Origin of the sequence: Ruminococcus sp. 1001136sp1_2201st1_G3_2201SCRN_220225 (assembly GCF_040924365.1) — a bacterium.
Taxonomy (GTDB): Bacteria; Bacillota; Clostridia; order Lachnospirales; family Lachnospiraceae; genus Blautia_A; species Blautia_A faecis.
Genome location: NZ_JBCOME010000045.1, coordinates 10,835 through 37,013 on the forward strand (window position 1 = coordinate 10,835; position 26,179 = coordinate 37,013).

Sequence of the window (26,179 nt, forward strand, 5' to 3'; positions counted from 1 at the left end):
GTATATAACGTCCTCATATTCTGCCATACCGGAAAGATAGTGGTTCAGTCCCATAGTAGTGTCATCGTCGTAGTCCATCTGAAAACGTGTTTTCATAACGGATTTACGAAGGTCAACGTCTACCAGAACAGTAGGAAATCCTGCTTCTGCAAGCATTTTCCACAGGTAGGAGGAAATGGTACTCTTACCTTCATTAGGCTGGCAGCTGGTCAAAAGGATCTTGCGGGTATTTTTACCGCAGAATTTAATATTAATACGAAGTCGGTTCATCGCTTCGGAAACTGCATAGGGCAGCTCCGGAAGGTTTACATTAAGCTGGTTCATTATTTCGTACGACCTCTCTTTCTGCCGCGTCTGCGGTGCTGCTCCTCATCCAGATCGATTACCTGATCGCTGTCAGGGATAGTGGTAAGAGGTACCAGCCCAAAATATTTTTCCATATCATCTGCAGTATGAATGGTGTCATCCATCAGATATTTTACAATAAAGAATGCTGCACAGATGAGAAGTCCAAGCAGGGCACCGATTATGGTGAACTTGGTATAGCTTGGAGCCACTTTACTCTCAGGAAGTTTGGCAGGCTGTGCCAGATTCGGAGCAAGTGTGCTCATGGTATCCGGGAGATAATCAATGGCTTCCTCAGCCATAGTTTCAGCCAGATCCATAGCCATCTGCGGATCGGTAGAAGTAGCGGTGATCTCCAGAATACGGGTATCGCTTGGGTTGTTCAGTGAAAAAGCTTTAGCCAGTTCATCGGATGTAGAATCCAGATTCAGACGGTCAATAACACGGTTTAGTACCGGATAGCTGAGCATCAGCTGTTCATAGTCTGCAGTCAGGGAAGTACCAAGATTCAGGTCACTTAAATTGACTACAGAATCGTCTGAGGCAGATACTACGTAAAGCTTGGCTGTGGATTCATAGGTAGGTGCGATAAAGAAAAGGGAATACGCACCCAGAAGTACAGCGCCTGCAATAAGACTGATCAGCAGATAACGCCATTTGTCTAACAAGACGTTGCCTAGATCCACAAGGTCGATTTCCACCTCGTCGTTTGTGAGTTCTTCGTTCATGTCGGGTCTCCTTAATTTTGTTTATTGTAGCTGTTTAGAATCTTCTCTTCTACGATTTATTTTCTAACAGGAAAATTATTTCTTTTCCTTATAAAAAAGCGAAAGGATCGCTTCCTGAAGGCTGTTCGGATCAGGAGTGAAAGTCTGCCAGCCATCCTCGTCGAAGTCGGCAGTTCCTTCTATGGATACTTTCTCCTCCTCTTTCTCATCGGAAAGAAGAAGGGCAAGACGGGAAAACTTCTTGGCACTGATGTTGGTAGTCATGTAGTCCTCAAGTGCATGATAAAGATCCAGCGGGAACGTCTTATCTTCACTGCATTTCGCCTGGAAAACAGGCTTGAAAGCTTCCTCGTACTGGGCCTGACGGCTCATCCGGTTCTCGTTCAGTCCGTCGGCAACGGTCTTGCGCTCACGGATGAAGCGCTCAGCGTCCTTACCGTGCAGAGTTACGGTCTGTCCCTTGATCAGTGTGTCACTGTCCGGGAAATCATCCTCGATGGTGACGGTGACACCGCCAACCATATCATTTACCACTTCAATGGCGCTCATGTTTACCATTGCAAAGCCGTCAATCTTGTGACCGCCAAGGAGCGTGGAAACTGCATCCACAGTATTCTCTGCACGGGTCTCATGATCCAGGCTCATGGCGTGTGCCAGGGAAATCTGGCATTCTGTGGTATCTATGTAAGAGCCGTCATCTGCAAGGCTCTTCACCGGAGTCATGGTGTTCCGGTCGATGGTGAGAAACTTGCAGGTGTCTGTGCTTCTGTCGCGGACAAGCACAAGCAGCACATCACACTGACCGGTGCCGTCGTATTCCTTGATCTCGGTTACCTTATCCGGAGAATCAATTCCGGCGAAAAGGTAAGTCTCAAGATTCCCTTTCGGAACATAGGTAACACCTTTATAAGTAATCTGGTCAGTATCCTGTGTGGAAGAGGATGCGCTCCGGGTCACAGCATGGCTGTTGGCAGAAGTGAGAACACCTGCAGCTGAGCCTATGCCAAGAACGCCGGCGGCAAGTCCTATGGCGAGATATTTTATTTTTTTATTTTTATTCTGTCTGGAAATTTGATTATGACGCATTGATTCCTTTCTGCAGACCGAGGTATACTTCGCAGCTGTTCACTGGTAATGCTCCCCAAAATATCTTGCAGAACATTACCAGTGAACAGTACCTGTAAACCATCACTCTGAAAATTACATATTGACAAAACTCAGAATCTGTTATTTACTTCACATTATAAAATATCATATTGTATAAATACTATATTGCTTTACCACAATATGTACTGATTTTATCACGGTTTGGTCTGGATATCAACCTGCTCTGTCATTTTTGGGCAAAATAAGGTGACGAAAAAAATCGTTTTCCTCTGGGATTTTTTGTGCTATACTTATACAACGTATAGATTTCAGAGGAAATTTACTGGAGGAAAAAATGGAAAATCGCGAACGATATAAGAGACTGATCATGTTTTTGGCGTCTGCGGTGATCATAGCTATTGAAACATTGCTTTTCGCCTATATCTGGTATAAATTTTATGCCCACAAGGAGGTCATCGGCAGACGCTTTGACAGAGGCAATCAGGTAGTCATTGGCCTGTATGTGCTGATGATATACTTCTTTTATAAAATTTACGGTGGTTTTAAGGTGGGTTATCTGCGGGTATTTGAAGTAATCTATTCCCAGATCCTGTCTGTGTGCTGCGTGAATTTTATTACCTATTTACAGTTGTGCCTGATCGGCCGCTGGCGTCTGGGAGAGCATCTGACACCTATGCTGGCTATGATGGGGATTGACCTGGTGATCGTTGTCATATGGGTGGTTGGTATGCGTTATGTGTACACCAGACTGTATCCGCCCAGACAGATGCTGATGATTTATGGCGGACGTAATCCGGGAGATTTAAGGAATAAGTTTGAGACCAGAGAGGATAAATATGCCATTAAAGAGATGGCATCCCTTTCCCTTGGCCTTGACGTGATCAAGGAGAAGATCAACGGATATAAAGCAGTTGTGATCGGGGATATCCCGTCCCACGAACGAAATCTTCTTCTGAAATACTGCTTTGAGAAGGATATCCGCTGTTATTCTATTCCGAAGCTTTCTGATATTATGCTCCGGAATGCAGACGATATTCATTTATTTGATACCACGCTTCTTCTTTCCAGAAACCTGCGTCTGACAGCAGAGCAGCTGTTTTTCAAAAGAATTGTGGATATTATATTTTCCTTGGCGGGGCTTGTGATCGCATCTCCGTTTATGATTCTGATCGCACTTGCAATTAAGCTTTATGATGGCGGTCCTGTTTTTTATAAGCAGCCGCGTCTTACGAAGGATAAGCAGATCTTTATGATCCTGAAATTCAGAAGCATGAAGATGGACTCTGAAGTGAAGGGTGCCCAGCTGGCGAAGAAGGAGGATGACAGGATCACACCGGTCGGGAAGCTTATCCGCCGGATCCATTTCGATGAGCTGCCACAGATTTTTAATATCCTGAAAGGTGATATGTCTCTGGTAGGTCCAAGACCGGAGCGGCCGGAGATTGCTGCACTGTATAGTGAGAGGATTCCTGAATTTGATTACCGCCTGAAAGTGAAGGCCGGACTTACCGGTTATGCCCAGGTTTATGGTAAATACAACACGACACCTTATGATAAGCTGAAACTGGATCTCACCTATATTGAGACCTATTCTCTGAAGCTGGATCTGAAGCTTCTGATGCTTACCTTCAAAATCCTTTTCCAGAAGGAAAATACAGAAGGGGTTGAGGCATGGCAGAAGACAGCCGGCCAGGAGAAAAACGAGGAGAATGATTAAGACTGAGACTGAGGAGGAAATTTTATGTGTGGAATTGTTGGTTATGTAGGAGATGAACAGGCGGCACCGATTTTGCTGACAGGCCTTTCCAAGCTGGAATACAGAGGCTATGATTCAGCAGGTATCGCAGTTCGAAACGAGGCAACTGATAAGATCGCAATCGTAAAGGCGAAAGGGCGTCTGAAAACTTTGATCGAGAAGACAGACGGCGGTTCAGCCGTACCGGGTACCTGCGGTATCGGTCATACCCGCTGGGCGACTCATGGAGAGCCTTCTGAGACAAATGCCCATCCTCATTGTACAGATGATAAGTCCGTAGTACTTGTTCATAATGGAATTATCGAGAATTATCAGGAGCTGAAGGCGAAGCTTTTTCGTTCCGGTTATACGTTCTATTCACAGACAGATACAGAAGTGGCTGTGAAGCTGGTAGATTACTACTATAAGAAAACCGGAACTCCGTTGGAAGCAATCTCCAGAGCAATGCTCCGTATCCGCGGTTCTTATGCATTTGGTGTTATTTTCAAGGACTATCCGGGCAAACTGTTTGCAGCCCGCAAGGACAGTCCGCTGATCATTGGAAAGAGCGAGAACGGAAGCCTTATCGCTTCTGATGTTCCTGCGATCCTGGATCAGACCAGAAGAGTTTATTATATCGGCAATCTTGAAATTGCGGAGCTTTCCCGTGATGAGATCCATTTCTACAATATCGACCGTGAAGAGATTGAGAAAGACGTTGTGGAGATCCAGTGGGATGCAGCTGCTGCTGAGAAGGGCGGCTATGAGCACTTTATGCTGAAAGAGATCCATGAGCAGCCGAAGGCTGTTCAGGACACCATTGGCGCTTATGTAAAAGAGGGACACATTGATTTTTCTGAGACAGGGCTTACAGATGAGAAGCTGGCTTCTCTTAAGAGAATCTATATCATCGCCTGCGGTTCTGCCTACCATGTTGGTATGGTTGGCAAATATGTGATCGAATCCATGGCGAAAATCCCGGTTGAGGTGGATGTGGCTTCTGAGTTCCGTTACCGTGATCCGATCCTTGTGGAGGATTCCATGGTGGTTATTATTTCCCAGTCCGGAGAGACCGCAGACAGCCTGGCTGCCCTTCGTCTTGCCAAGGATAGAAATGTTCCGGTACTTAGTGTAGTCAATGTTGTAGGCTCCAGCATTGCAAGAGAGAGCGATTATACGTTATATACTTATGCAGGACCTGAGATTTCTGTTGCCACCACCAAGGCTTACAGCACCCAGCTGATCGCCATGTATCTGCTGGCTATCCAGAGTGCTTTTGTCCAGGGAAAGCTTGAGGAGGGGAATGTGACCCGTCTGCTTGCTGAGATGGAGACCCTGCCGGACAAGATCAGCCGTGTTCTGGATGATAAGGAGCGTATCCAGTGGTTTGCAAGCAAGTATGCAAATGCCCATGATATTTTCTTCATCGGACGAGGAATTGACTATGCTATCAGCATGGAAGGAAGCCTGAAGATGAAGGAAATCAGTTATATTCATTCTGAGGCTTACGCAGCAGGTGAGCTGAAGCACGGAACGATCAGCCTTGTAGAGGATGGTACTCTGGTGATCGGTGTGATGACCCAGAAGGATCTTTTTGAGAAGACACTGAGCAATATGGTTGAGGTAAAGAGCCGTGGAGCTTATCTGATGGGACTGACCAGCTATGGCAATTACAGTATTGAGGATACCGCTGATTTCTCCGTATATGTTCCCAAGACGGAGAAGTATTTCACAACCAGCCTTGCAATTGTTCCGCTGCAGTTGATGGGATATTATGTCAGCGTAGCGAAGGGCCTGGATGTGGACAAGCCGAGAAACCTGGCGAAATCTGTTACTGTAGAATAATGTTATTAAATTACTGAATTATATTTCCAAACAACAGAAAAAAGACAATATTGTTATAAACGTAAACATGGCGCGGAGAAGTGGCTTCTTCGCGCTGTTTATTTGGAAACGAAATAGTGGGATTGTTCGAACAAAATGGGGCATGAAAAAGATATGGAAGAAAAAAGGTACAGGATCATAGGTACTGCCGGACATATTGATCATGGTAAGACCTGGCTGGTCAAGGCGCTGACAGGCACGGATACGGATCGCCTGGCAGAGGAAAAAAGACGGGGGATTACAATTGAAAATGGTTTTGCGTTCCTGAAATTTCCGGATGGCAGGGAAGCAGGGATTATTGACGTGCCAGGTCATGAAAAATTTATAAAGAATATGCTAGCCGGAGCTGGCGGAATTGACATTGCCATGGTAGTGATCGCAGCAGATGAGGGAGTTATGCCTCAGACCAGAGAACATCTGGCAATACTTTCCCTGCTTGGTATTCGAAAGGGTGTGCTTGTGCTCACCAAAGGTGACCTGGAATGGAAAAAGGGACTTGACCAGGAAATCAGGGAGTTTGCTGAGGGGACGTTTCTGGAAAATGAGGATGTGATAGTGACCAGTGCTGTGGATGGGCGTGGGATTGAGGAACTGCGCAGGGTGTTGTGGAAACTGTGCACAGCCGGAAAAACCACGGAAAATCAGAATCTTTCCAGAAAAGAAGATGACAGTTGCACAGGCAGAATGGGTACGAAAGCATCTGCGTTTCGTCTGCCCATAGATCGTGTGTTTTCTTTAAAGGGTTTTGGAACCGTAGTGACAGGGACGCTGCTTGATGGCAGTTTAGGCTTGAATTATGACGCCATGCTTTATCCCAGAGCTGAAAGGGTAAAAATTCGAGGGATTCAGGTGCATGGTCAGGAAGTATCCGAAGCTGTTCCGGGACAGCGGGTGGCAGTGAACCTTCCGGGAATTGGAAAAGAGCAGATCTCCCGGGGAGAAATCCTGGCAACAGCAGGAAGTATGGAAGGTACCATGATCGCAGATGTACGGCTGCAGCTGTTGAAATCAGGACAGCGTTCTTTAAAAAGCGGTACCCGTGTTCATCTTTATCATGGGGCAGCAGAACTGGTGTGTAAAATAATCCTGTTTGACAGAGCAGTGCTGAAGCCCGGTGAAGAGGCCATAGTCCAGCTTCGGATGGAGCAGGTGACGGCAATGAAAGCAGGGGATCATTTTGTTATAAGATTTTATTCGCCGGTAGAAACCATCGGCGGTGGAGTTGTGCTGAATCCCAATGGGGTAAAAAGGAAAAAAAGACAGAATGCAGATGCTGCTGTTCATTGTGCATGTACCGGAAGGGAAAGAAAAAAAGCACATGCTTCAGGAAAAATAACAGAAGAAATGTGTGGGAATTCTGTCTTTTTGCAGCTGCAGGAATTATATCTGAAATCGGGCTTTATACCTCCACTGACAGATGAAGTGAAGAAAGTATTTTCCGGTGAGCGGGATTTTTCAGAAGTGTTCTTTGCCATGGTGCGGGACGGTGTTCTTGTACGGTTTGACGAGAAGCATTATATGCACCGGGAAATACGGCAGAAAGCCCTGGATATGGCATATTTGTTATTTGAAGAAAAGGGTATAATCCAGACTGGAGAATTTCGTGACCGTCTGGGAATATCCCGTAAATGTGCGATCATACTGCTGGAGGGGTTTGACAGAGAGCGGATTACAGTTATGGAAAATGGAGGAAGAGTGTTAAAACGAAACTTGCAGCAGGCAGACCGGTCTCAATGAGAAGAGTAAGAATGGAAAGCTGGGTACGTTTTTGGCGGGAACATATGGGAATCGAACCCATCCGGGACGGGATTAGCGCCCCACACTGGTTTTGAAGACCAGGAGGCACACCGGCACCTATCTGCTCCCAGTGAGAGTATAGCGGAGATTGGAAGCTTCGTCAACCACAGTCTTTGGGTCCGAAACCTTTCTTTGATTCCCTATTGACTAAGAGGGGGCAGATAAAGTAGAATAGTATTATTCGGGATAGTGTACCTTGTAGCCTTTTTCAAACATGCTCTGGTATGGCGGAGCTGTTGAACGGGGCTGTGTTTTGCGTATCCCGTTTATAATGGATGTTTTCACATTACCAGATTACAGTATTGAAGAATATCCGAAGAGGAGAAAAATATGGCAGAGACAGTTAGAGTTGTAGTAGATGCCATGGGCGGAGACAACGCTCCGGCAGAACCAGTGAAAGCAGCTGTAGAGGCTGTTGCCGAGAGGGAAGACATTGATGTGATCCTTACCGGCAGGCAGGATGTAATTGAGAAAGAGCTGAGTAAATTTCAGAATTACCCCAAGGAAAGAATCCAGATCGTGAATACCACAGAGGTGATCGAGACAGCAGAGCCTCCGGTTCTGGCAATCCGTAAGAAGAAAGATTCTTCCATTGTGGTAGGACTGAATCTTGTGAAGAAGCAGGAAGCAGAAGCATTTGTTTCCTCTGGAAGCTCAGGCGCTATTTTAGTAGGTGGTCAGGTGATCGTAGGAAGAAGCAAAGGAGTACAGCGTCCGCCGCTGGCACCCTTGATTCCTACCCAGAATGGTGTGTCACTTCTTATTGACTGCGGTGCGAACGTAGATGCCAGACCAGAGCATCTGGTACAGTTTGCGAAGATGGGTTCCATCTATATGGAAGACGTGGTTGGAATCAAGAACCCTCGTGTTGCCATTGTAAACATTGGTGCAGAGGAGGAGAAGGGAAATGCCCTTGTGAAGGAGACGTTCCCTCTTTTGAAGGAATGCCAGGGGATCAATTTCATCGGAAGTATTGAAGCAAGGGATATTCCGGCTGGTTATGCAGATGTGATTGTCTGCGAGGCTTTTGTCGGGAACGTGATCCTGAAGCTTTATGAAGGACTTGGAAGTACCTTTATAAAGATGATTAAAACCGGCCTTATGAAAGACACCCGCAGCAAGGTTGGAGCTCTTCTGGTGAAACCGGCCGTCAAAGAAACCATGAAGGCATTTGATGCAAGTGAGTACGGCGGAGCTCCTCTTCTGGGTCTTAAGGGACTGGTTGTGAAGACACACGGCAGTGCCAGGGCGGTTGAGATCCGCCACGCTATTTTTCAGTGTGTTCAGTTCAGACAGCAGAAGATCAATGAGAAAATCGCTGCCCATATGGTGGAAGAGACACCAGAAAAAGCATGATCATCCATGCATTGCAGCAGACTCTTCGGCAAAGACCTGCCGGGGGTCTGCCAGCTAGTCAGAGGGAAGGAAGTTTATCATGGAAAAAAAGTTAAAAGCATTGGAGAACCGGATCGGTTATGAGTTCAGGAACAGAAACCTTCTGATCCTTGCACTGACACATAGTTCTTATGCCAACGAGAAGAAGCTTGGTAAGGCAGGCTGCAACGAGCGCCTGGAGTTTCTTGGAGATGCAGTTCTGGAGCTGATCAGCAGTGATTTTCTTTATAAGAAATTCACCCAGATTCCAGAGGGCGAATTGACCAAGAAGAGAGCCAGCCTAGTTTGCGAACCCAGTCTTGCTTATTGTGCAAGAGATTTCGGACTGCCGCAGTATCTGCTCCTTGGAAAAGGTGAGGATATGACCGGTGGAAGAAACCGTGACTCTATTGTTTCCGATGCAACAGAGGCTCTGCTTGGAGCTATCTATCTGGACGGTGGTTTTGCTAGCGCAAAGGAGTTTGTTCTGAAATTCATTCTGAACGATCTTGAGAATAAACAGCTCTTTTATGATAGCAAGACCATCCTGCAGGAAATCGTACAGGAGAAGGGAACCCATCTTGTGGAGTACCATCTGATAAAAGAAGAAGGCCCGGATCACAATAAAAGCTTTACCGTGGATGTGCTTGTCAGCGGTCATGTGATGGGTACCGGAGTAGGACATACCAAGAAAGCTGCCGAACAGGAAGCTGCTTACCAGGCAATCCGGAAGATGAGAAAATAATAACAAGGATTCGAATACATGTATTTAAAAAATATTGAAGTGCACGGGTTTAAGTCCTTTGCACAGAAAATCAATTTCGAATTTCATAATGGAATTACGGGAATCGTTGGCCCCAACGGCAGTGGGAAAAGTAACGTAGGTGATGCGGTCCGCTGGGTTCTTGGAGAACAGAGTGCCAAGCAGCTTCGAGGCGGAAACATGCAGGACGTTATTTTTTCCGGCACGGAGACCAGAAAGCCCCTTAGCTTTGCTTCTGTTGCCATTACTCTGGATAACAGCGATCACAAGCTTCCGGTTGATTTTAATGAGGTTACGGTTACCCGAAGACTTTACCGCTCCGGTGAAAGTGAATATCTTATTAATGGAAGTGCCTGTCGTCTGAAGGATATTAATGAGATGTTTTACGATACCGGTATTGGTAAAGAGGGCTATTCCATCATCGGGCAGGGACAGATCGATAAGATCTTAAGTGGTAAGCCGGAAGAGCGCCGTGAGCTTTTTGACGAAGCTGCCGGAATCGTAAAGTTTAAGCGAAGAAAGGCAACTACCATTAAGAAGCTGCAGGACGAGCAGGCGAACCTGGTGCGTGTTACCGATATTTTAAGTGAGCTTACCAGACAATTGGGCCCTTTGGAGCGCCAGTCCGAGACAGCCAGAATTTATCTTGCCAAAAGAGACACTTTGCGGGAACTGGATGTGAACAGTTTTCTTCTGGAAAACGAGGAGACCAGCCGTGAATTAAAAGAGCTGGATACCAAGAATACCCGGGCTGCTGAGGAGCTGGAGGAGAATCAGAAGGCCTACGAGCAGACGAAAGTGGAATATGATCGTCTGGAAGAGGAACTGGAACAGTTGAATTCCCAGATGGATCAGCTGCGTGAAGAGACGCAGAATAAGGCAATCCGCAGGCAGCAGCTGGATGGCGAGACCAAGGTACTTCGGGAACAGATTTTGTCCGGAGTGCAGAGTGAAGAACATTACAAGAGCCGTCTGCAGTCCATTGAGGCGGATCTGAAGGAACGCCAGGAGTCTCTGGAGAGGCAGGAGGCGGAGAAATCCCAGCTCCATGCAGCTCTTCTGGAAGCAAGGAAGCGCCAGGAGGCAGAAGAGGACCGGATTTCCAATATTCAGGCACAGATCGAAGAGTGCTCCCAGGCAGTGGAGAATGGCAAGAACGAGATTATCGAGCTTCTCAATACCCGTGCCACTACCAAAGGAAAAGCCCAGCGTTTCGATACCATGATGGAGCAGATCGATATCCGTAAAGCGGGAATCAGTCAGAGACAGCTTCATTTGAAAACAGAGGAAGCCCAGCAGCAGAGTGAGCTGGAGAGGGCAAAGGAGAAGTTTCAGGGAATTACCACACTTATCCAGGACATGAATGCAGAGTGTCAGCGCCTGGATAATGAAGTACATAAAATTACAGATGAATTAAAGAAACAGAACGGCCAGATGGAAATCGGCCAGAGCGCATATCACCGTGAGGCTTCCAGGCTGGAATCTTTGAAAAATATTACAGAGCGCTATGACGGATACGGAAACAGTATCCGCCGTGTAATGGAACAGAAGGACCGAGTACCGGGAATTAAGGGTGTTGTAGCAGATCTGATCCAGGTAAATAAGGAGTATGAGATCGCCATTGAGACGGCTCTTGGCGGAAGTATTCAGAACATTGTCACAGACAATGAACAGACTGCCAAGCACATGATTGAATTTCTGAAGAAAAACCGTTTCGGCCGTGCTACGTTCCTTCCACTTAACAGTATCAATACTAGAAGTGGTTTTACCCAGAGGGATGCGCTGCAGGAGCCGGGAGTGATCGGGCTTGCCAGTGAACTGGTAACTACAGGTCCGGAGTATGCCGGACTTGCTACTTATCTTCTGGGTCGTGTGCTTGTGGTGGATCACATTGACAATGCCATTGCCATTGCGCGAAAGTACCGGCACAGTCTTCGCATGGTAACTGTGGAGGGTGAATCCTTCAGTCCGGGCGGTTCTATGTCAGGTGGTTCTTTTAAGAATAACAGCAACCTTCTTGGCCGCCGCCGTGAGATCGAAGAACTGGAATCCAGTGTGAAGGCTCTTCGAAAAGACATGGATGACATGCAGACTGCTATTAATGATAATCGAAGCAAGCGCAATGTTATGCGTGACACCATTGCAGATCTGCAGGAAAAACTGCGTCAGCAGTATGTTGCCCAGAACACGGCGAAGATGAACATTAACCAGGTAGAAGCCAAAACAAAGGAAATCCAGGCTGGCTACGGAGAGATTCAGAGAGAGCAGATGGAAATCCGCCGTCAGATCGAGGAGGCAGAGGCTGATCACAGCAAGATTGCCGAAGAATTGAAGGCTTCTGAGCAGGATGAGAAAGAACTGGAGACTTTTATCCAGAATAAACAGGAAGAATTAGAGACCTGGAGGGCTTCTGAGCAGGAGGTTTCCAGAAAACTGGAGGCTCTTCGTCTGGAAGCAAGTACAGCCCAGCAGAAAGAAAGCTTCGCAGCAGAGACTCTGGGCCGTCTGACCCATGAGATGGAAGCTCTTCGCCAGGAGGAAGCAGATATTCATGAAACGCTGGAGCTTGGCGGCGAAGAGAATGAGAGAAAGCGCCAGTCTGTAGAGAACCTGGAGGCAGTGATCCGGACTTTGGAAGAGGATGAAACCAAGGCGAAGGCTCAGATGGAGAGCTGGCAGAGTGTGAAGGATGAAAAAAATGCCAGCCATAAGGCATTTTTTGAGAAGCGGGATCAGCTGTCCGGCAGGATTTCACTTCTGGACAAAGAGTGTTACCGTCTGAAAAGTCAGATCGAGAAGCTGGAAGAGCACAGGGAATCTCAGATTTCCTATATGTGGAATGAGTATGAGATCACCCCGAACAATGCCCTTCAGTACAAAAAAGAAGAGCTGAACGATCTGAAAGCCATGAAGAAAGAAATTGCCCAGGTGAAGGATGAAATCCGTAAGCTTGGTAACGTTAATGTAAATGCAATTGAGGAATATAAGGAGATTTCAGAGCGTCATGCTTTCCTTTCCGGACAGTATGAGGATCTGAAAACCGCAGAGGCACAGCTGGAGAACATTATCCAGGAACTGGATGAGGGAATGCGTAAACAGTTTACGGAGAAATTCCAGGATATCCAGAGAGAGTTTGACAAGGCTTTCAAGGAATTGTTTGGAGGCGGTAAGGGGACTCTGGAGCTTGAGGAAGACGTGGACATTCTGGAAGCAGGAATTCGTATTATTTCCCAGCCGCCAGGCAAAAAGCTTCAGAATATGATGCAGCTTTCCGGTGGTGAGAAGGCACTTACTGCAATCGCACTTTTGTTTGCAATCCAGAATCTGAAGCCGTCGCCATTCTGTCTTCTTGATGAGATCGAGGCGGCACTTGACGATTCGAATGTAGGCCGTTTCGCAGGCTATCTTCAGAAGTTGACGAAGAACACGCAATTTATTATAATAACACACAGGCGTGGTACTATGAATGCCGCAGACAGACTTTATGGTATTACCATGCAGGAGAAAGGCGTCTCCACGCTGGTTTCCGTTGATCTTGTGGAAAACCAGCTTACGCAGTAAAAGGAGGAGAGGAAATGGCAGAGGAAAAGAAGGGCTTTTTTAAAAGACTTGTCAGTGGCCTGACAAAAACAAGAGACAACATTGTGGCAGGATTCGATTCTCTTTTCACCGGCTATTCAACAATAGATGATGATTTTTATGAGGAACTGGAAGAAATCCTGATCATGGGTGACATTGGAATCAATGCCACCACAGCCATTCTGGACAAATTAAAAGACCAGGTGGAAATCCGGAATATCAGGGATCCCAAGGAGTGCAAGCAGCTTCTTATTGATACCATCAAGGAGCAGATGACGGTAGACAGCACAGAGTACGAGTTTGAAAACCGCAAATCCGTTATTCTTGTGATCGGTGTCAATGGTGTTGGAAAAACAACTTCCGTTGGAAAACTTGCCGGCAAGCTGAAGGACCAGGGCAAAAAGGTTATTCTTGGTGCTGCGGATACTTTCCGTGCAGCAGCAGGGGAACAGCTGACCCAGTGGGCGAACCGGGCAGGAGTGGAGATCATTGGCGGTCAGGATGGAGCAGACCCGGCATCAGTTGTCTATGATGCAGTGGCAGCAGCCAAGGCCCGCAATGCAGACGTTCTGATCTGTGATACCGCAGGAAGACTTCATAATAAGAAGAATCTTATGGAAGAGCTTCGCAAGATTTACCGCATTCTGGAGAAGGAATATCCGGAAGCGTATCTGGAAACTCTGGTGGTTCTGGATGGAACGACAGGACAGAACGCACTTGTGCAGGCAAGACAGTTTGCAGAGGTGGCAAATGTAACCGGTATCATTCTTACCAAGCTTGATGGTACAGCCAAGGGTGGTATTGCGGTGGCAATCCAGTCTGAGCTTGATATTCCGGTGAAATATATCGGCGTTGGTGAGAGCATTGACGATTTACAGAAATTCGATGCAAATTCTTTTGTGGATGCGTTGTTTGATATTCATCCGGATGAAAACTAACCCCACAAACTACAGGAGGAAAAATAAAAATGCTTACATTAGAGAGTTTTGAAGAAGCGGCAGAAATAGTTAAGCAGGTAACCCAGGAGACCAAGCTGGTGAAGAGCAGTTATTTCTCTGAACTCACTGGAAACAAGGTCTTCTTCAAACCAGAGAACATGCAGAGAACAGGTGCATATAAGGTGCGTGGAGCTTATTATAAGATCAGTACTCTTTCCGACGAGGAGAGGGGCAAAGGCCTGATCACAGCTTCCGCTGGAAACCATGCACAGGGTGTGGCATATGCAGCACACAAGTACGGTGTGAAGGCCGTGATCGTAATGCCGACCACTACACCGCTTATTAAAGTAGAGCGTACAAAAGGGTATGGCGCAGAGGTTATTCTTCATGGTGATGTTTATGATGAGGCCTGTGCATACGCTCTGGATCTTGCGGAAGAAAAGGGCTATACCTTTATTCATCCTTTTGATGATCCTGCAGTTGCTACCGGACAGGGAACCATTGCTATGGAGATCATTCAGGAGCTTCCTCTTGTAGATTATATTCTGGTGCCAATCGGTGGAGGCGGACTTGCAACAGGTGTATCCACACTTGCCAAGCTTCTTAATCCTCATATTAAAGTAATCGGTGTAGAGCCAGCAGGTGCAGCCTGCATGAAGGCTTCTCTTGAGAAAGGGGAGGTTGTTACACTGCCCCATGTAAACACCATTGCAGATGGTACTGCAGTTCAGACTCCGGGCTCTCATATTTTCCCATATATCCAGGAGAATCTGGATGAAATCATCACGGTTGAGGATGATGAGCTGATCGTTGCTTTCCTGGATATGGTAGAGAATCACAAGATGATTGTTGAGAATTCAGGACTTCTGACAGTGGCTGCACTTCGTCATCTTGATTTCAAGAATAAAAAGGTTGTGTCCATTTTAAGTGGTGGAAATATGGATGTGATTACCATGTCTTCTGTAGTACAGCATGGTCTGATCCAGCGAGACAGAATCTTTACAGTGTCTGTTCTTATCCCGGATAAGCCTGGTGAACTGGTACGTGTGGCTTCTATTATTGCAGAGAATCAGGGAAATGTTATCAAGCTGGATCATAATCAGTTTGTAAGCACAAACCGTAATGCAGCTGTAGAACTGAAGATCACTCTGGAGGCATTTGGTACAGATCATAAGAATCAGATCGTGAAAGCACTGGAGACTGCCGGATGCAGACCGAAAGTAATTCGCGCAAGTCTGTAATTGAAAAACAGAAGCATTTCCCTACCTTGCAGTTAATAACTGAAGCAACATCACAAATGGTATGAATAAAGTTAGTTACTGTTCACTCCGCTCACAGTAACACGCTTCGCGATGCACAGAAATCATGCTTTGCATGATTTCGCGCCGCAACTCTCGGGTTTTCTGTGAACTTTGTTCACAAAAAACACCTCGCGGAATGTTACCAGTGAACAGTAACTAAAGTTAGTCTATGTGCTTTGGGCGTTTTGTATATTCATGTAAAAAATGGGGAGTGTTTGCTGAATTGATTATAAATAAATACAACTGTGTTGGTTTTACAAAAGGGCCGGCATGGCGGTGAATATAAGGAGTAGCAAACTATGAAAAAAGTAATTTTAACAGGAGACCGCCCTACAGGACGTCTTCATGTGGGACATTATGTGGGCTCTTTATCTGAGCGTGTAAAGCTTCAGAATTCCGGAAATTATGACGAGATTTATATTATGATCGCGGATGCCCAGGCGCTTACTGATAACGCGGAGCACCCGGAGAAGGTTCGTCAGAATATTATCCAGGTAGCACTTGATTATCTGGCTTGCGGGATTGATCCGGACAAATCCACAATTTTCATCCAGTCCATGGTTCCGGAGCTTACAGAGCTTACTTTCTATTATATGAATCTGGTTACAGTGGCCCGTGTTCAGCGTAACCCTACTGTGAAAGCTGAGATCCAGATGCGTAATTTCGAAGCCAGCATTCCGGTTGGATTTTTCTGCTATCCTATCAGCCAGGCAGCTGATATTACAGCATTCCGCGCAACAGCAGTTCCGGTTGGAGAGGATCAGCTTCCTATGCTGGAGCAGTGCAAAGAGATCGTACACAAGTTTAACACAGTATATGGTGAGACGCTTACAGAGCCGGAGATCGTACTTCCTTCCAACAAGGCGTGCCTGCGTCTGCCAGGTATTGACGGTAAGGCAAAAATGAGTAAATCTCTTGGAAACTGCATTTATCTTTCCGATGAGGCAGATGAGGTTAAGAAGAAGGTTATGTCCATGTTCACGGATCCGAATCATCTTCGTGTTCAGGATCCGGGAAATGTTGATGGCAATCCGGTATTTATTTATCTGGATGCTTTCTGCAAACCAGAATACTTCCCGGAATTTCTTCCGGATTATCAGAACCTGGACGAGCTGAAAGACCATTATAAGAGAGGCGGACTTGGAGATGTTAAGGTTAAGAAGTTCCTGAACAACGTTCTCCAGGCTGAGCTTGGCCCGATCCGCGAGCGCCGTAAAATGTGGGAGCAGCGCATTCCGGATGTCTATGATATTTTAAGAGAGGGCAGTAAGGTGGCTGAGGCAAAGGCAGCTGAGACTCTGAGGGATGTAAAGGCTTCTATGAAAATTAATTATTTTGATGATGATAGTTTGATTCAGTAAAATATGTGGATTTTAAGTTGACATTTCGTTGGTTATGGCATATGCTAATAGTAGCTAAGGAATGCGGTGAAATTCCATGCGACGAAACGAAAGCCCTCAGAGTTGCAGCTCTGAGGGCTTTCTTGCTCGTTACGGTGAGCTAATCCGTTTAGGCTGTTGCTGCCTATTGTTTACCGTCCAGCCATTTGCATATGTAGTAGCTAACTACACTTGCTAAAACGGAAACAAGAAATGCGGTGAAAATTTCTTCCATGTGATTCACCTCCTTTCTGCTGGAGGCTCGGCAGCTTTTATAGTATAGCATAAGGGCGGACAATTAGAAATAGCGTATAATAAATTTGGACATATAAATAGTATATACAATGTAAAGAAAAAACACTTGACACACACCACAAAATACGGTATGATACCCAAGGTGATAACGAATGGAAAAGTTTGTAGAACGTACTTTGCTCTATGATTTTTACGGAGAGCTTCTTACGAAGAGACAGCAGCAGATCTACGAGAGTGTAGTTCTGGAGGATTATTCTTTAAGTGAGGTTGCAGAGGAACTGAATATCAGCCGTCAGGGCGTACATGATATGATCAGACGCTGTGACAAGGCACTGGAAGGATATGAAGAGAAGCTGCATCTGGTGGAGAAGTTTGTGAATATCCGGGGACAGGTACAGAAGATACATGAGCTTGCATCCGGATATCACGCTGATGATATTGAGGCAATATCCAATGTGATTTTAGAGGAGTTATAATTCATGGCATTTGAAAGCTTAACAGATAAACTTCAGAATGTATTCAAGAAGCTGAGAAGCAAAGGCCGTCTGACCGAAGAGGATGTTAAGATTGCTCTTAAAGAAGTTAAGATGGCACTCCTTGAAGCGGACGTTAACTTCAGAGTCGTGAAACAGTTCACGAAATCTGTACAGGAACGTGCAGTTGGACAGGACGTTATGAACGGACTGAACCCAGGCCAGATGGTCATCAAGATTGTAAATGAAGAGCTGGTTAATCTTATGGGAAGTGAGACTACAGAGCTTCCGATCAAGCCTGGCAATGATCTGACTGTCATTATGATGGCAGGTCTTCAGGGAGCTGGTAAGACCACTACAGCAGCCAAGCTTGCAGGTAAGATCAAGTCTAAAGGTAAGAGACCTCTTCTGGTAGCCTGTGACGTTTACAGACCCGCAGCGATCACTCAGCTGCAGGTAAACGGTGAGAAACAAGGCGTGGAAGTCTTTACCATGGGTGATAAACAGAGCCCGGTAGACATAGCCAAGGCGGCTGTTGCACATGCCAAGGCGAATCAGCAGAATGTAGTGATCATTGATACAGCAGGTCGTCTTCATGTCGATGAGGATATGATGCAGGAGCTTGCTGATATTAAGTCTAATATTGAGGTAGATGCTACAGTCCTTGTAGTAGATGCCATGACCGGACAGGATGCAGTCAATGTAGCCCAGACTTTTGCAGAGAAGGTTGGAATCGATGGAGTGATCCTGACCAAGATGGATGGTGATACCCGTGGTGGTGCAGCTCTTTCCATCAAGTCCGTAACTGGCAAGCCAATCCTGTATGTAGGTATGGGAGAGAAGTTATCCGATCTGGAACAGTTCTATCCGGAGAGAATGGCATCCCGTATCCTTGGTATGGGAGATGTAATGAGCCTGATCGAAAAGGCAGAAGCAGCCGTAGATCAGGAAGCAGCCCAGGAGATGTCCAAGAAGCTGAAGAAGATGGATTTTGATTTCAATGACTATCTTACCAGCCTTGAACAGATGAATAAGATGGGCGGAATCTCCAGTATCCTGAACATGCTCCCTGGTGTGGGAAGCAAGATGAAAGATGTGGAGAGCATGATCGATGAGAAAGCAATGGACAGAACCAAGTCCATTATTCTTTCCATGACCCCACAGGAGCGTTCCAATCCAGGAATCCTGAACCTTTCCCGTAAGAACAGGATTGCCAGAGGCGCAGGTGTGGATGTTGCAGAAGTCAATCGCCTTGTGAAGCAGTTTGAGCAGAGCAAGAAGATGATGAAGCAGATGCCGGGTCTCATGGGCGGCGGCAAAATGGGTGGTAAAAGAGGCGGCTTTAAGCTCCCTTTTTAACATAAAATAATTAAATTAACTAATAAAGAGAAAGTAAATTGGAGGAAAATTAAAATGGCAGTTAAGATCAGATTAAGAAGAATGGGACAGAAGAAAGCACCTTACTATAGAATCGTTGTTGCAGATTCCCGCAGCAAACGTGACGGAAGATGTATCGAAGAGATCGGAACATATGATCCGAACCAGGAGCCAAGCGTATGCAAGGTTGACGAAGAAGCAGCTAAGAAATGGCTTGCAAACGGTGCTCAGCCTACAGAAGTTGTTGCTAAGATCCTTAAACAGGCCGGAATCGAGAAATAATTTAAGGAGTATCTTAGAGGTTGCCAGAATGGTTCAGACTGCACAGTATTTCCTGTGAAAGTCGTGAACTGTAATCGGCAATTTTCAGGGGGTATTTCTGTGACGTCCAGATGAGGGCATTTTTTGAATATGCTCCGGGGCGGGATCAGGGAGGTGTGTAATGAAAGAATTAGTAGAAGTAATTGCAAAATCTCTTGTTGAAAATCCGGACGAAGTAGTCGTTACCGAAACAGAAAAGGATGACGCTGTTGTTATCGAACTGAAGGTAGGACCATCTGATATGGGTAAGGTGATCGGACGTCAGGGCAGAATCGCCAAGGCCATCCGTACCGTAGTAAAAGCGGCTTCTTCCAAAAGCAGCAAAAAAGTGATTGTAGATATTCTGCAATGATAAGCAAGATATATGGATGCAGGAGCTGTGGAGACATGGCTCCTGTTTTTACTTATGAAAGTCCTGGACGGCAGACATATTCGTTTTTTGTAGAGGAGTTTTGAATGGAAGATTTATTAAAGGTTGGAGTAATTACCACCACTCATGGCGTGCGGGGAGAAGTAAAAGTATTCCCTACCACAGATCCGGAGCGTTTCCTGGATCTTGAATACGTGATTCTGGATGCTGGCAGAGAGATGAAAAAGCTGGAAATCCGTAACGTGAAATTTTTTAAGAATCTTGTGATCCTGAAATTTAATGGGATTGATAATATAAATGATATTGAAATGTACAAAGGCAGAGACCTGTGGGTTCCCAGAGAAGAAGCCCAGGAACTGGATGAAGATGAATATTACATCGGCGACCTGATTGGCATGGAAGTGGTTCTGGAGGGCAACACCCATTTCGGAACCCTGAAAGATGTTATGGAGACAGGAGCCAATGATGTTTACGTAGTAGAGCTTCCAGATCATCAGGAAGTACTTCTCCCGGCAATCAAGGAATGCATCCTTGACGTTGATCTGGAAGAGAATGTGATGACGGTACATTTGATGAAAGGACTTTTATAAATGAATTTCCATGTTTTGACCCTTTTTCCGGAAATGATCCGGAATGGAATGAACACCAGCATTACAGGGCGTGCTATTAATGCAGGAATCCTTTCTGTGGAGGCCATAAATATCCGCGACTATGCTTTTAACAAGCACCAGAAAGTAGATGATTATACTTACGGCGGCGGTGCTGGAATGCTGATGCAGGCAGAACCGGTTTACCTGGCTTATGAAGCGATTGCCGAGAAAGCCGGGAAGCGCCCCCGTGTGGTTTATCTCACCCCGCAGGGACAGGTGTTTAATCAGCAGATGGCAAGAGACATGGCGAAAGAGGAAGACCTGGTTTTCCTTTGCGGTCACTATGAGGGGATTGACGAGCGTGTTCTGGAGGAAATTGTGACGGATTATGTGTCTATCGGAGATTATGTGCTTACAGGCGGCGAGCTTCCGGCCATGGTTATGATGGATTCTATTTCCCGCATGGTTCCAGGCGTGCTCAGCAATCAGGAGTCTGGCGAGACCGAGTCCTTTGCAGGAAATCTTCTGGAATATCCCCAGTACAGCCGCCCGGAAGAGTGGCATGGTAAAAAGGTTCCGGAGGTTCTTATGTCCGGTCATCATGCAAATATAGAGAAGTGGCGCAGAGAGCAGTCTATCATTCGTACAGCCAGAAGGCGCCCGGATCTGCTGAAAAAGGCAGATCTCACCAACAAAGAATGGAATTTTGTGCGGCAGCTGAAAAAGCAGTGGAAAGAGGAGGAATCCAAAGATGAGAACATCTGATTTTTACTATGAGCTCCCTCAGGAGCTGATCGCCCAGGATCCGCTGGAGGACAGAAGTTCTTCCAGACTTATGCATCTTTCTATGGCAGATGGCAGTATTGAGCATCGCCATTTCAGGGATATACTGGACTATCTGAATGAAGGTGATACTTTGGTTATCAATGATACCAAGGTTATTCCGGCAAGACTTTACGGTCACAAGGAAGAGACTGGCGCAGTGATCGAGATCCTTCTTCTGAAAAGAAGAGAGAACGATATCTGGGAATGCCTGGTAAAACCAGGTAAAAAGGCACGCCCAGGTGCTAAGATCACTTTTGGAGATGGTATCTTAAAGGGAGAGATTATTGACGTGGTGGACGAGGGGAATCGTCTGATCCAGTTCCATTATGAGGGTATTTTCGAAGAGATTCTGGATCAGCTGGGAGAGATGCCGCTGCCTCCATATATCACTCATAAATTAAAGGATAAGAATCGCTACCAGACTGTTTATGCAAAGAATGAAGGTTCTGCAGCAGCGCCTACAGCAGGTCTGCATTTTACAAAGGAACTTCTGGAGCAGGTGAAAGCCAAAGGGGTAAATATTGCCCATGTAACTCTTCACGTAGGTCTTGGCACATTCCGTCCGGTTAAGGTAGATGATGTGGAGCAGCATCACATGCATTCTGAATTCTACATTGTGGAAGAAGACCAGGCGAAGCTGATCAACGATACCAGGAAAAATGGCGGCCGTGTGATCGCAGTTGGAACTACCAGCTGCCGTACACTGGAATCTGCAACTGGCGCTGATGGTGTTCTGAAGTCTGGAAGCGGCTGGACAGAGATTTTTATTTATCCAGGCTATAAATTTAAGATGATCGACGGTCTGATCACCAACTTCCATCTGCCGGAATCCACACTGGTTATGCTGGTATCTGCACTGGCTGGAAAAGAGAATATTCTGCATGCCTATGAGGTGGCAGTGCAGGAGAAGTATCGGTTCTTTTCATTTGGGGATGCGATGCTGATATTATAATCAAAAAATACCCCCCGGAGCTTTCGCTCTGGGGGGCTGAATAACATATTTTCTTCTATCCGATCCAGGAGCTTCTTTCCTGGATTTTTTCCATAATTCTGGTCTTTTCATCCCCTTCAGCAGGCGTTGGCTGGTAATTGTTATAGCCGTAAGCGGAGGAGATGGAACATGGGATGATATTTGTTACATTATCTGCTTTTACGCCGTCATTTGAGATGGTAAAGGTCTGCTGGAAAATCATACTGTCCATGTCACTTGGGGCGCTGTTTCCGCCGAAGCAGAAGTTTCCAAGGCTGTATACAATATTTTTTCCTTTATATTCTTCAATTCCCTGAAGTACATGAGGATGATGTCCGCACACCAGGTCAGCGCCAAGGTCAATGGCAAGATGTCCAAGTGTGGTCTGATTGGAGTCTGGAACGGTTTCTTTTTCGTTTCCCCAGTGAAAGATAACGATGATCAGCTCTGCACCATCTTCTTTTACCTTGGCAATGTTGTCTTTCAGCTGCTGTTCACGCTCAAGATGATCGTATAACTCATAGATTCCCACAAGACCTACTTTTACCCCTTTTATATCCATTACGGCCGTCTCATCATAGCCAAAATGAACAATTCCCTGGGCATCCAGGGCGTCCATGGTATCCTGAAAGCTCTGCTCGCCGTAATCATGGCTGTGGTTGTTGGCTGTGTTTACTGCTTCCACAGAACTGCTGGAGTAAATTCCTGCAAAAGACGCAGGGGCTTTGAATGCGAAGGTTTTATCCTCGCGGCTGCTGCTGTCTGTGAAGGTCCCTTCATTGTTGGCGATGGTCAGGTCATCTGCTTCAAAAATGCTCTTTACATTCTGTAAAAAGTATTCTTTTCCATAATTTTCAAAATATGCATTCAGGCTGGTACTGTAATCGAAGGCTTCATCTGTGCCAAGGGTACAGTCGCCCACAACGTTTATAGTAAGGGTGACTGGGGTGTCGTGCTTCGATTTTGTTGAAACAGTATCGCTGCTTTCGGAATCAGAAGATGAATCTGAGCTGTCGCTGGAAGATTCGGCAGTCTGCTTAGTTCCATCGGCAAATGAAGAATCGTTCTTTTCATTGTCAGAAGAAAGAGCAGAACCAGTTGTCTTTTCGTCGGTTGCGTTGTTTACATTCGAAGAGTTTACACTCTTTGCCTTTCCTGCACATCCCCGGACGATCAGGATCAGTACCACCAGCAGCAGGACACCACCCGCGGCCATACAGATCTGTCGGATCTTTTTCTGGCGCTGGCGGTAATATTTGGATTTTTTGTATAAATTCTTTTTCTTTTGCATACGTCTATCCTCATATGGCTTTTTGTATATGATGTCGCCGACAGGCGATGTGTTTGTTCCGTATAAACATTGAGGCAAAAATCCATAGGTCATGTTTTGAGTGAATAGCCCTGTGAACTTTTGCCTTTGATTTACATTACAATAATATTTATCTGAAGAACTTGTCGTAATAACCCATTACGAAAATCAACAGTACAATAAGCGGCAGTACATAGGTAAGATATGGACGTGCCCACTTCGGAAATTTAATGCCGTTTCCGGTATCCGCTTCTTTGATGAAATTGTCCCATCCCCATCCGTAGCGGGTTACGCAGAACAGCAGGTAAACAAGGCTTCCAAGCGGAAGCAGGTTATTGGAGATAATGAAGTCCTCCAGATCCTGGATGGTGCTTCCTGCGCCCAGTGGCTGAAATCCGCTCCATACGTTGAAACCAAGTACGCATGGCATGGATAAAACAAAGATTGCAATTCCGTTTACCAGAACTGCCTTCTTACGGCTCCAGCCCCACAGATCCATGGCAAAGCTTAAGATATTCTCAAATACTGCAATGATGGTGGAGAGAGCTGCGAATGTCATAAAGATAAAGAACAGTGCGCCCCAGAAACGGCCGCCCATCATCTGGTTAAACATGTTCGGCAGTGTTACGAACACAAGTCCAACACCCTGTGTAGGGCTTACATTGTAAGCAAAGCATGCCGGGAAAATAATAAGTCCGGCCATTAGTGCCACGAAAGTATCCAGAATACCAATCTGGATGGATTCGCCCATAAGGCTGCGGTCTTTGTCAATATAACTTCCAAAGATTGCCATTGCGCCGATCCCAAGGCTCAAGGTGAAGAATGCCTGTCCCATAGCGGCATAAATACCGGAAAGCAGTCCGTTCTCTTTCAGACGGCCAAAATCCGGGAGAAGATAGAACTTAATACCCTCGATGGCACCTGGAAGCGTACAGCTCTTAACGCAAAGAACTACCATAATAGTAAGAAGACATACCATCATAACCTTTGTGATACGTTCAACACCTTTCTGCAGTCCCATGCAGCAGGTACCAAAACCGAATGCAGTTACGATTACCATCCAGAAGGTCATTTCTCCAGGATTGGAGAGCATGGTGTTAAATACGTTTCCTACCGCTTCTGTATCAAGACCTGTGAAGGTGCCGCTTGCTATTTTAAAGAAGTAAGCCAGCATCCAGCCGCCTACAGTGGTGTAAAACATCATCAGCATATAGTTGCCAAGCATGGCTCCATAGCTGTAAATGTGCCATTTGGTGCCCTTTGGCTCAAGGAGATGGAAGCTTCTGGCAGCGGACTTGCGGCTTGCGCGTCCGACAGCAAATTCCATAACCATAATAGGCAGTCCAAGAATTACAAGGAACAGAAGATAGATCAGTACAAATGCTGCGCCTCCGTACTGTCCTGTTATATAAGGGAAGCGCCATACATTGCCGATTCCAATGGCGCAGCCGGCTGAAATGAGAATAAATCCAAGCCGGGATGAAAACTTTTCACGTTCTTTCATGTTGATTTCCTTCCTTTTTTCTATGTATGAATTCTGTGAAAAAGTATGGGACAAAAGTCTTTTTTACAGAAGAGCACACCTTTTAACAGTATAAGAATAAAATGAGTTTTCGTCAATAAATATCTTGAAAAAGAAGGGGGAAATGCTAAAATATATAGGATAATACTTGAAGTGTATTTGAGGGTCAGCTGTTTCGCGCCTATGGCGCTCCCACAGCTGCCGACCGCATTCGTAATCAGGGCCATCGCCTGGCCCATTCGATATTCAGGAATTCGCTCGTGCAAGCATGGTTCATTCTTGGCTGCTGTACGAGACTTTCATAATAAATAAGAAGGGAAAATGACATGTTATATATAGGAAATCATACTTCATCATCCAAAGGCTACGCAGCCATGGGACGCCAGATTGTGAAAAATGGCGGCAACACGTTTGCATTTTTTACCAGAAATCCAAGAGGAGGGAATGCCAAGGCTATTGATCCGGCGGACGTGGCAAAATTTTTGGAGATTGCAAAGGAGCATGAGTTTGGGAAAATTGTAGCCCATGCGCCTTATACCTTAAATGCCTGCGCGGCCAAAGAAAATCTGCGGGATTTTGCCCGGGAGACCTTTGCAGACGATCTGAAACGTATGGAAGCCACACCTGGAAACTACTACAATTTCCATCCTGGCAGCCATGTAGGACAAGGAATAGAAGTTGGAATCCAAAAGATTGCAGAAGTTCTGAATGCTGTCCTTACCGAAGATCAGACCACCACAGTCCTTCTGGAAACCATGTCCGGAAAAGGTTCAGAGGTGGGAAGCCACTTCGAGGAGCTTCGTGCCATCATGGACCTTGTAGAAAAACGCGATAAACTTGGAATCTGCCTGGATACCTGCCATGTGTGGGATGGTGGCTACGATATTGTAAACGACCTGGACGGTGTCTTAACTGAATTCGACCGCATCATCGGTCTCGACCACTTAAAAGCCATCCACCTGAACGACAGCCTCAACCCTCTTGGCAGTCACAAAGACCGCCACGCCAGAATCGGGGAAGGCCAGATTGGTCTTGATGCCCTTGTCCGTGTCATCCGGCACCCGGCATTGGAGGGTAAGCCTTTTATTCTGGAAACGCCTAATGATGATGAGGGTTGGACAAGAGAAATTGCACTTCTTAGGGAAAGATATTCAGAATAAATTGCTATTTAGTTGATTAAAAGTTCTTCAATGCGGACGCATTTGGACAATGTGTATTACTCACTCGCCGGCGCAAC

General features: G+C 46.0%; 21 protein-coding genes, 1 tRNA gene and 1 pseudogene. 17 read left to right on the plus strand and 6 right to left on the minus strand.

Features of this window, described 5'->3' with window-relative positions; translation table 11 throughout:
- The 3 genes and pseudogenes from AB5642_RS14080 to AB5642_RS14090 all read right to left on the minus strand — a co-directional run.
- Positions 1-324: pseudogene (locus tag AB5642_RS14080) on the minus strand (capsular exopolysaccharide family protein); the annotation flags it as partial.
- Positions 324-1,073, minus strand: a complete 750-nt coding sequence (locus AB5642_RS14085; protein ID WP_173717718.1) for a YveK family protein — start codon at positions 1,071-1,073, stop codon at positions 324-326. The gene AB5642_RS14085 and the pseudogene AB5642_RS14080, both read right to left, overlap by 1 nt.
- A gap of 75 nt (positions 1,074-1,148) precedes the next feature.
- Entirely contained in the window at positions 1,149-2,159 is a 1,011-nt protein-coding gene (locus tag AB5642_RS14090) for an LCP family protein (protein ID WP_173717719.1), read from the minus strand.
- A 355-nt stretch (positions 2,160-2,514) separates the two neighbouring features.
- Here AB5642_RS14090 and AB5642_RS14095 point away from each other — a divergent pair, with 355 nt between their 5' ends.
- The 3 genes from AB5642_RS14095 to selB all read left to right on the plus strand — a co-directional run bounded on the left by AB5642_RS14095 (position 2,515) and on the right by selB (position 7,536).
- Positions 2,515-3,897, plus strand: a complete 1,383-nt coding sequence (locus tag AB5642_RS14095) for an exopolysaccharide biosynthesis polyprenyl glycosylphosphotransferase (RefSeq protein WP_173717720.1) — start codon at positions 2,515-2,517, stop codon at positions 3,895-3,897.
- Between the two features lie 24 nt (positions 3,898-3,921).
- Complete coding sequence (glmS, locus tag AB5642_RS14100) at positions 3,922-5,760, plus strand: glutamine--fructose-6-phosphate transaminase (isomerizing) (protein WP_368371700.1); 1,839 nt, start codon at positions 3,922-3,924, stop codon at positions 5,758-5,760.
- A 153-nt stretch (positions 5,761-5,913) separates the two neighbouring features.
- Positions 5,914-7,536: a selenocysteine-specific translation elongation factor gene (gene selB / locus AB5642_RS14105; protein WP_368371701.1), complete on the plus strand. Its 1,623-nt coding sequence runs from the start codon at positions 5,914-5,916 to the stop codon at positions 7,534-7,536.
- 32 nt (positions 7,537-7,568) lie between these two features.
- Here the strand turns inward: selB and AB5642_RS14110 are convergent.
- Positions 7,569-7,665 (minus strand) — tRNA-Sec (locus AB5642_RS14110).
- A 261-nt stretch (positions 7,666-7,926) separates the two neighbouring features.
- Here AB5642_RS14110 and plsX point away from each other — a divergent pair.
- From plsX to queA, 13 genes are all read left to right on the plus strand, one after another.
- A complete protein-coding gene (plsX, locus tag AB5642_RS14115; protein ID WP_368371702.1) occupies positions 7,927-8,952 on the plus strand; it encodes a phosphate acyltransferase PlsX in 1,026 nt (341 codons plus the stop codon).
- Positions 8,953-9,031: 79 nt separating this feature from the next.
- Positions 9,032-9,715, plus strand: a complete 684-nt coding sequence (gene rnc, locus AB5642_RS14120; protein WP_118578867.1) for a ribonuclease III — start codon at positions 9,032-9,034, stop codon at positions 9,713-9,715.
- An 18-nt stretch (positions 9,716-9,733) separates the two neighbouring features.
- Positions 9,734-13,294: a chromosome segregation protein SMC gene (gene smc / locus AB5642_RS14125; protein WP_177968304.1), complete on the plus strand. Its 3,561-nt coding sequence runs from the start codon at positions 9,734-9,736 to the stop codon at positions 13,292-13,294.
- Positions 13,295-13,308: 14 nt separating this feature from the next.
- A complete protein-coding gene (gene ftsY, locus AB5642_RS14130) occupies positions 13,309-14,250 on the plus strand; it encodes a signal recognition particle-docking protein FtsY (RefSeq protein ID WP_118578863.1) in 942 nt (313 codons plus the stop codon).
- A 29-nt stretch (positions 14,251-14,279) separates the two neighbouring features.
- Positions 14,280-15,491 carry a threonine ammonia-lyase gene (gene ilvA / locus AB5642_RS14135; RefSeq protein WP_368371703.1) on the plus strand — a complete coding sequence of 404 codons (1,212 nt, stop codon included), beginning with the start codon at positions 14,280-14,282 and terminating at the stop codon, positions 15,489-15,491.
- Positions 15,492-15,850: 359 nt separating this feature from the next.
- Positions 15,851-16,912 (plus strand): tryptophan--tRNA ligase, encoded by a 1,062-nt coding sequence (trpS, locus tag AB5642_RS14140; protein ID WP_148461954.1) that lies wholly within the window; start codon positions 15,851-15,853, stop codon positions 16,910-16,912.
- A gap of 425 nt (positions 16,913-17,337) precedes the next feature.
- Positions 17,338-17,661 carry a YlxM family DNA-binding protein gene (ylxM, locus tag AB5642_RS14145; RefSeq protein WP_118578857.1) on the plus strand — a complete coding sequence of 108 codons (324 nt, stop codon included), beginning with the start codon at positions 17,338-17,340 and terminating at the stop codon, positions 17,659-17,661.
- 3 nt (positions 17,662-17,664) lie between these two features.
- Complete coding sequence (gene ffh / locus AB5642_RS14150; protein WP_148461955.1) at positions 17,665-19,017, plus strand: signal recognition particle protein; 1,353 nt, start codon at positions 17,665-17,667, stop codon at positions 19,015-19,017.
- 54 nt (positions 19,018-19,071) lie between these two features.
- On the plus strand, positions 19,072-19,317 hold the full coding sequence (rpsP, locus tag AB5642_RS14155; RefSeq protein WP_117852013.1) for a 30S ribosomal protein S16: 246 nt from the start codon (positions 19,072-19,074) through the stop codon (positions 19,315-19,317).
- A 160-nt stretch (positions 19,318-19,477) separates the two neighbouring features.
- Positions 19,478-19,708, plus strand: coding sequence for a KH domain-containing protein (locus AB5642_RS14160; protein ID WP_021926512.1), 231 nt, complete (start codon positions 19,478-19,480; stop codon positions 19,706-19,708).
- A gap of 104 nt (positions 19,709-19,812) precedes the next feature.
- Positions 19,813-20,316, plus strand: coding sequence for a ribosome maturation factor RimM (gene rimM, locus AB5642_RS14165; RefSeq protein WP_148461956.1), 504 nt, complete (start codon positions 19,813-19,815; stop codon positions 20,314-20,316).
- Positions 20,317-21,081 carry a tRNA (guanosine(37)-N1)-methyltransferase TrmD gene (gene trmD / locus AB5642_RS14170; protein WP_118578851.1) on the plus strand — a complete coding sequence of 255 codons (765 nt, stop codon included), beginning with the start codon at positions 20,317-20,319 and terminating at the stop codon, positions 21,079-21,081. It begins immediately after the preceding gene.
- Positions 21,068-22,093 (plus strand): tRNA preQ1(34) S-adenosylmethionine ribosyltransferase-isomerase QueA, encoded by a 1,026-nt coding sequence (gene queA, locus AB5642_RS14175; protein WP_148461957.1) that lies wholly within the window; start codon positions 21,068-21,070, stop codon positions 22,091-22,093. Before trmD ends, queA begins: the two co-directional genes overlap by 14 nt.
- Before the next feature lie 55 nt (positions 22,094-22,148).
- On the opposite strand, the gene AB5642_RS14180 is transcribed toward queA, so the two are convergent.
- Positions 22,149-23,402 carry a CapA family protein gene (locus AB5642_RS14180; protein ID WP_148461958.1) on the minus strand — a complete coding sequence of 418 codons (1,254 nt, stop codon included), beginning with the start codon at positions 23,400-23,402 and terminating at the stop codon, positions 22,149-22,151.
- 148 nt (positions 23,403-23,550) lie between these two features.
- A complete protein-coding gene (locus AB5642_RS14185) occupies positions 23,551-24,924 on the minus strand; it encodes a sodium-dependent transporter (protein WP_148461959.1) in 1,374 nt (457 codons plus the stop codon).
- Positions 24,925-25,268: 344 nt separating this feature from the next.
- On the opposite strand from AB5642_RS14185, the gene AB5642_RS14190 reads away from it, so the two are divergent.
- Positions 25,269-26,102 (plus strand): deoxyribonuclease IV, encoded by an 834-nt coding sequence (locus AB5642_RS14190; protein ID WP_148461960.1) that lies wholly within the window; start codon positions 25,269-25,271, stop codon positions 26,100-26,102.
- Positions 26,103-26,179 lie beyond the last annotated feature (77 nt).

What these genes read in the sequence shown, in the direction of transcription:
- ftsY (WP_118578863.1), top strand. Translation starts at nt 13,309, where the DNA reads ATGGCAGAGGAAAAGAAGGGCTTTTTTAAAAGACTTGTCAGTGGCCTG.
- selB (WP_368371701.1), top strand. Translation starts at nt 5,914, where the DNA reads ATGGAAGAAAAAAGGTACAGGATCATAGGTACTGCCGGACATATTGAT.
- AB5642_RS14085 (WP_173717718.1), bottom strand. Translation starts at nt 1,073, where the DNA reads ATGAACGAAGAACTCACAAACGACGAGGTGGAAATCGACCTTGTGGAT.
- smc (WP_177968304.1), top strand. Translation starts at nt 9,734, where the DNA reads ATGTATTTAAAAAATATTGAAGTGCACGGGTTTAAGTCCTTTGCACAG.
- AB5642_RS14160 (WP_021926512.1), top strand. Translation starts at nt 19,478, where the DNA reads ATGAAAGAATTAGTAGAAGTAATTGCAAAATCTCTTGTTGAAAATCCG.
- queA (WP_148461957.1), top strand. Translation starts at nt 21,068, where the DNA reads ATGAGAACATCTGATTTTTACTATGAGCTCCCTCAGGAGCTGATCGCC.
- rpsP (WP_117852013.1), top strand. Translation starts at nt 19,072, where the DNA reads ATGGCAGTTAAGATCAGATTAAGAAGAATGGGACAGAAGAAAGCACCT.
- trpS (WP_148461954.1), top strand. Translation starts at nt 15,851, where the DNA reads ATGAAAAAAGTAATTTTAACAGGAGACCGCCCTACAGGACGTCTTCAT.
- trmD (WP_118578851.1), top strand. Translation starts at nt 20,317, where the DNA reads ATGAATTTCCATGTTTTGACCCTTTTTCCGGAAATGATCCGGAATGGA.
- AB5642_RS14180 (WP_148461958.1), bottom strand. Translation starts at nt 23,402, where the DNA reads ATGCAAAAGAAAAAGAATTTATACAAAAAATCCAAATATTACCGCCAG.
- rimM (WP_148461956.1), top strand. Translation starts at nt 19,813, where the DNA reads ATGGAAGATTTATTAAAGGTTGGAGTAATTACCACCACTCATGGCGTG.
- ilvA (WP_368371703.1), top strand. Translation starts at nt 14,280, where the DNA reads ATGCTTACATTAGAGAGTTTTGAAGAAGCGGCAGAAATAGTTAAGCAG.
- ylxM (WP_118578857.1), top strand. Translation starts at nt 17,338, where the DNA reads ATGGAAAAGTTTGTAGAACGTACTTTGCTCTATGATTTTTACGGAGAG.
- ffh (WP_148461955.1), top strand. Translation starts at nt 17,665, where the DNA reads ATGGCATTTGAAAGCTTAACAGATAAACTTCAGAATGTATTCAAGAAG.
- plsX (WP_368371702.1), top strand. Translation starts at nt 7,927, where the DNA reads ATGGCAGAGACAGTTAGAGTTGTAGTAGATGCCATGGGCGGAGACAAC.
- glmS (WP_368371700.1), top strand. Translation starts at nt 3,922, where the DNA reads ATGTGTGGAATTGTTGGTTATGTAGGAGATGAACAGGCGGCACCGATT.
- AB5642_RS14090 (WP_173717719.1), bottom strand. Translation starts at nt 2,159, where the DNA reads ATGCGTCATAATCAAATTTCCAGACAGAATAAAAATAAAAAAATAAAA.
- AB5642_RS14185 (WP_148461959.1), bottom strand. Translation starts at nt 24,924, where the DNA reads ATGAAAGAACGTGAAAAGTTTTCATCCCGGCTTGGATTTATTCTCATT.
- AB5642_RS14095 (WP_173717720.1), top strand. Translation starts at nt 2,515, where the DNA reads ATGGAAAATCGCGAACGATATAAGAGACTGATCATGTTTTTGGCGTCT.
- AB5642_RS14190 (WP_148461960.1), top strand. Translation starts at nt 25,269, where the DNA reads ATGTTATATATAGGAAATCATACTTCATCATCCAAAGGCTACGCAGCC.
- rnc (WP_118578867.1), top strand. Translation starts at nt 9,032, where the DNA reads ATGGAAAAAAAGTTAAAAGCATTGGAGAACCGGATCGGTTATGAGTTC.